At 39.7% G+C, this 5061-nt stretch carries 7 protein-coding genes; 4 read left to right on the top strand and 3 right to left on the bottom strand.

Going from position 1 to position 5061, the window contains the following annotated elements; translation table 11 throughout:
- Positions 1-173: 173 nt before the first annotated feature.
- From Q8907_12510 to Q8907_12500, 3 genes are all read right to left on the bottom strand, one after another.
- Positions 174-1001, bottom strand: a complete 828-nt coding sequence (locus tag Q8907_12510; protein MDP4275093.1) for a 1,4-dihydroxy-6-naphthoate synthase — start codon at positions 999-1001, stop codon at positions 174-176.
- An 18-nt stretch (positions 1002-1019) separates the two neighbouring features.
- A complete protein-coding gene (mqnB, locus tag Q8907_12505) occupies positions 1020-1697 on the bottom strand; it encodes a futalosine hydrolase (protein ID MDP4275092.1) in 678 nt (225 codons plus the stop codon).
- Positions 1698-1765: 68 nt separating this feature from the next.
- Positions 1766-2113 carry a DUF3795 domain-containing protein gene (locus Q8907_12500; GenBank protein ID MDP4275091.1) on the bottom strand — a complete coding sequence of 116 codons (348 nt, stop codon included), beginning with the start codon at positions 2111-2113 and terminating at the stop codon, positions 1766-1768.
- Between the two features lie 73 nt (positions 2114-2186).
- Between Q8907_12500 and Q8907_12495 the strand changes: the two genes are divergently transcribed.
- The 4 genes from Q8907_12495 to Q8907_12480 form a co-directional block, all read left to right on the top strand.
- On the top strand, positions 2187-2600 hold the full coding sequence (locus Q8907_12495; protein ID MDP4275090.1) for a 6-carboxytetrahydropterin synthase: 414 nt from the start codon (positions 2187-2189) through the stop codon (positions 2598-2600).
- 8 nt (positions 2601-2608) lie between these two features.
- Positions 2609-3247, top strand: coding sequence for a GTP cyclohydrolase I FolE (gene folE / locus Q8907_12490; GenBank protein MDP4275089.1), 639 nt, complete (start codon positions 2609-2611; stop codon positions 3245-3247).
- 113 nt (positions 3248-3360) lie between these two features.
- Positions 3361-4239 carry an ACP S-malonyltransferase gene (gene fabD / locus Q8907_12485; protein MDP4275088.1) on the top strand — a complete coding sequence of 293 codons (879 nt, stop codon included), beginning with the start codon at positions 3361-3363 and terminating at the stop codon, positions 4237-4239.
- A gap of 13 nt (positions 4240-4252) precedes the next feature.
- Positions 4253-5061, top strand: an 809-nt coding sequence (locus Q8907_12480; protein MDP4275087.1) for an aspartate kinase, incomplete at its 3' end; no start/stop codon positions are given.

Genomic DNA, 5061 nt, shown 5'->3' with positions numbered 1-5061 from the left:
TAAACCCGACACTTCTGTTCATCATACTCATGAAGGCAGCATTGGCAACCTTTGCAACGACAGGATAAAAGCAAAACTGGATAAAATAATTCAGGATTTCAATTTCGAAAAAACCGAAAAAGCAATAGCAGGACTAATCAAGGGTTAAAAGATTAACCCCTGATTTTTTATTTTTAGAATAAAGACTCATTTAAGGAACCGATCAGTTTCATTTCCAAAGCTTTCTGCCCCAATGTCTCAATCGCCTTAATCCCTTTTTCACCCAGATCGGCCGAATAATCATTTACATACAAACCGATATGTTTGTACATTACTTCATCGCTCATTTCCTGGGCATATTCCCTGACAAAATCCAAAGGTGAATCCGGATTTTTCAAGGCATAAACCACACTTCTGTGCATCACCCTGTTCAGCTTCGCTTTAATTTCATCAGAAATTGTCCTTTTTACAGCAATACCGCCAAGAGGAATAGGCAAATGAGTCAGGTTCTCCCAATATTCGCCCATATCGGCAATTTTTTTCAGACCTTTGTCCGGATAGGTAAAACGGCTTTCATGAATAATCAAACCCGCATCGACTTCATTTGATAATACAGCCTCTTCAATATCAGAAAAAAGATATTCTGTTTTATTCGTAGCCTTGGGATAGGCAATAGAAAGCAACAGGTTGGCCGTTGTGTGAAATCCGGGGATAGCAATGTGCAGATCATTTACTTCATCCAGATAAATTTTCTGTTTGCTGACCAAAAGCGGCCCATTTCCGTTTCCCAATGCGCTTCCTGCATGTAACAAGGCATAATCATTGGATAGTTGTAGAAAGGTGAAAAAGCTGAGTTTTGTAACATCCAACTCCCCACCCCTTGCAAGATTATTTAATTTCTCAATATCGGCCATCAGCAGGTCAAACTCAAGGCCTTCGGTATCAATCTTGCCATGAACCATGGCATCAAACATAAACGTATCGTTGGGACAGGTTGAAAAACCCAGTTTTACTTTCGTCATTCCACTTTCTTTAAAACATTAATAATTTTCAAAAATAGTAATAATTGTGTTTTTAAGATTTTCAAGGGCCAGGGGAATATTCCATTTTCCCTTATCCCTAATCTCAACATAATTTGAGACAGACCTGATTTGCATACATTGGATGCCTTCGAGCATACAGACATAAAAAAATGCTGCACCTTCCATAGTTTCAATATCCGGCGAAAATTTTTCCTTAAGTTTCTGAATTGTCGGATTAGTTCCACTTACAGTATTTACAGTAACGCCTTTGACAAGAGGCAACATGGGCAATCCGGGAATGTCAAAATAAGGTTTCAGCATCCCGCCTTTAAAAGGATAAACATCATCCTTCAGCAACTTGCTATCAAAAAGAGTAAGAAATTGTTCGCCATCTTCCACTCCCAGGTCTGCAAAACAATCCTCCTTCACGCAGACCACCGCACCAATCTTCAGCTTACGGTTGAAACTTCCGGCAATACCGATATTTATGGCTAAATCATATTTTTTTTGCTGCAATAGCCTGGTTAAAAAATAAACAGTAGAAATGCCTCCTACTCCTGCAATCAGCACTTCAATATGATGATTTTTATAGATTCCACCGGTATAAAAAGCCCCCTTCCCCGTTTTTTCTAATCCCAACGCAGAAATAAGAAGATCAACTTCTGGTTTGGTGGCTACAACAAGCAATATATTCAATTAATGGAAATTTATCTAACAGGAAAGATTTTCAAAATAAATATCCTGTTCAGTTTTTGATTTAACCTTTACTTTTTAATGGTCATAATTCTATTTTCTGTCATATACTGGGCAAAGTTTTCATAACCTTTGTCCTTGATAAAAGCCAGGCAAGCATTACGGTCGGAACGGAAAACGACCCCCATTAACTTGGAAATAAAATTATTGTATACCCTGCAATCCATAGGATTGGGATATTCGGAACAATCGGCACAGCTTTTATAATCATGGTTAAGATTACAGGTACGGACCTTGCACCATTTGGCCTTAACATTATCTTGACAACCCGGACATCTTTCATTTAAAAATGCTTTACAGGCTCCGCAATAGAGTCCGCAAAAAGCAATTGAACTTTCATTTTTTTCTATAGGTTTCATGATTTCAAAGGATTTGTTACTTTTTCAAAGATAAATTAAAAAATTTTAAGTAGGTTTGTAGAAATTAAAAAAAATGGTATACCTGACGCGTCGCGAACAGTTCAATGCCGCTCACCGTCTTTTTCAAAAAGGATGGAGTGATGAAAAGAATCGGGAAGTATATGGCCCATGTTCGAATCCAAATTGGCACGGGCATAACTATCAGCTTTTTGTGACCGTCAAAGGGGAAGTTAATGCCGAACTGGGCCTGGTTGCTGATCTTAAAAAAATCAGTACCCTAATCAAGCAGTATGTCATCAACAAAATAGACCATAAAAATATAAATCTCGAAGTAGATTTTATGAAAGGGAAAATAGCTTCGACAGAAAATTTAGCAATAGCAATATGGGGGGAGTTGGAAGCCCCGCTGCACGAGCTTAAAGTGGATTTACATTGCATTAAGATTGTTGAGACTGAAAATAATTTTTTTGAGTACTATGGAAATTAATTAACATCATGGATATCATCAATAACGATAATGATTACAAGGAAGAAGACGGATATGTGAAAATTGAACGATACAATGATGAAAAGATCAGTAAAATTTCGTCTTTATATAAACAATTGTTGGGCCTCTTAGGGGAAGACCCCAACCGGGAAGGATTATTAAAAACTCCGGAAAGGGTTGCCAAGGCAATGTGCTATTTTACACAGGGCTACAATACAGATCCGGCTAAAGTCATTGAAAAAGCCATGTTTAAGGAAGAATACAGGCAAATGGTTATTGTCAAAGACATTGAGTTGTATTCATTGTGTGAGCACCACCTTGTGCCGTTTTTCGGAAAAGCTCATGTTGCCTATATTCCAGATGGATATATCACCGGATTGAGTAAAATTGCAAGGGTTGTGGATATTTTTTCACACCGTTTGCAAGTACAGGAAAGATTAACCGTCCAGATACGCGACTGCATCCAGGACACACTTCACCCGCTTGGAGTTGCAGTGGTCATTGAAGCAAAACACATGTGCATGGTTATGCGCGGCGTTCAAAAACAAAATTCAGTCACTACAACATCCGCCTTTACAGGTGAATTTTTGAATAAGCTTTCCACCCGCGAAGAGTTTATTCATCTCATCGGGACAAAGTTACATTAGAGTCCTCGCCGACAAATTTCAATCTAAAAATTTAGAAAATCCGGCAATAGTCCTTATTTTTGTCTAAAGTACTAACTAAGACCCATAGGGTCTGTAAAAAACAAATCAGGAAAATGAAAGCATACGTATTCCCGGGACAAGGTGCCCAGTTCGTTGGAATGGGGAAAAATCTTTATGATGAATCCCCATTAGCTAAAGAATTATTTGAAAAAGCCAACCAGATTCTTGGATTTAGAATAACAGATTTGATGTTCGCCGGTACCGACGAAGACTTGAAACAAACTAAAGTAACTCAGCCTGCAGTTTTTCTGCACTCCGTAATACTTGCCAAAACGCTTGGAAGCAGTTTCCAACCCGACATGGTTGCCGGGCATTCTCTTGGTGAGTTTTCCGCATTGGTAGCCGCCGGGGCCCTGACATTTGAAGACGGGTTGAAGCTGGTTTCTGCTCGTGCCCTGGCTATGCAAAAAGCCTGCGAAAAGAATCCATCAACCATGGCTGCCATTATTGGGCTACAGGACAATGTCATCGAGGAAGTATGCAACAGCATAAAAGACGAAGTGGTGGTTTGTGCCAATTACAATAATCCCGGACAGTTGGTTATTTCCGGTTCAATTAAAGGAATTGACGAAGCCTGTGAACTTTTAAAAGCCAAAGGGGCAAAAAGGGCATTAAAACTCCCGGTTGGTGGTGCTTTCCACTCTCCTTTCATGCAACCGGCCAAAGATGAACTGGCAAATGCCATTCATGAAAGCGTTTTCTCTGCTCCCATATGCCCGGTATATCAAAATGTGAACGCATTACCCAATACCGATCCCGCTTCCATCAAACAAAATCTTATTGATCAATTAACCTCTCCGGTTAGATGGACACAGATCGTAGAAAATATGATTCATGACGGAGCCCAAACCTTTATTGAAGTTGGGCCGGGGAAAGCCTTACAGGGCATGATCAAAAAAGTCAATAAAGAAGTTGAAGCACAAAGTGCATAGAAATTAAGAAATTATGAAGGTTCTGAAATTCGGAGGTTCGTCGGTCGGAAGCCCTGAACGGATTCTTGAAGTAAAAAAGATTGTTGAGAAACAAGACGAAAATTGCATCGTGGTTGTATCTGCCTTCCAGGGGGTTACAGACCAACTGGTGGAAATTTGCCGTCAAGCGCCGCTACATAACAACATTTACCAGGAACAGTTCAGGCAATTATGTGATAGACATAAGGATGTTGTAAAAAGCCTTATAGCAGAAAACCGCAGAGAAACCGTCTTACGAACTTTAACCGAACTGCTGCAGGACCTTGAGGATGTGTTACACGGACTTTTTCTGCTCCGCGATTTGACTCCAAAAACTTCCGATTATATTTTAAGTTTCGGGGAAAGGCTTTCGGCATTGATCATTTCGAATGTTATCGAAAATGTATCTTATGCTGATCCCGGAGAATTTATCAGGACGGATTCTGCTTTTGGAAAAGCAAAAGTTGATTTTAATCTAACGGATGGACTCATCAGCAAACATTTTGCCCATCCTTCAAAATGCACCATCATCCCTGGTTTTATAGGCAGGAATGCTCAAGGAGAAACCACTACCCTGGGCCGTGGAGGTTCTGACTATACTGCAGCAATCATTGCTGCAGCCCTTGATGCTTCTGTACTAGAAATTTGGACTGATGTAGATGGATTTATGACCGCTGACCCCAAGAAAGTTGAAAAAGCTTTTGCAATTAGAAATTTATCTTATTCCGAAGCTATGGAACTTTCTCATTTTGGGGCCAAAGTGGTTTATACCCCTACCATTCAGCCTGTATTTAAAAAAAATAT

It is taken from the genome of Bacteroidota bacterium, assembly GCA_030706565.1.
Taxonomy (GTDB): domain Bacteria; phylum Bacteroidota; class Bacteroidia; order Bacteroidales; family JAUZOH01; genus JAUZOH01.
Note: the sequence above shows the minus strand (reverse complement) of the source record. Positions and strands in the feature narration are given on the sequence as shown.

Coding starts and splice junctions, on each gene's coding strand:
- Q8907_12510 (MDP4275093.1), bottom strand. CDS start 1,001: ATGACGAAAGTAAAACTGGGTTTTTCAACCTGTCCCAACGATACGTTT.
- Q8907_12500 (MDP4275091.1), bottom strand. CDS start 2,113: ATGAAACCTATAGAAAAAAATGAAAGTTCAATTGCTTTTTGCGGACTC.
- Q8907_12495 (MDP4275090.1), top strand. CDS start 2,187: ATGGTATACCTGACGCGTCGCGAACAGTTCAATGCCGCTCACCGTCTT.
- folE (MDP4275089.1), top strand. CDS start 2,609: ATGGATATCATCAATAACGATAATGATTACAAGGAAGAAGACGGATAT.
- fabD (MDP4275088.1), top strand. CDS start 3,361: ATGAAAGCATACGTATTCCCGGGACAAGGTGCCCAGTTCGTTGGAATG.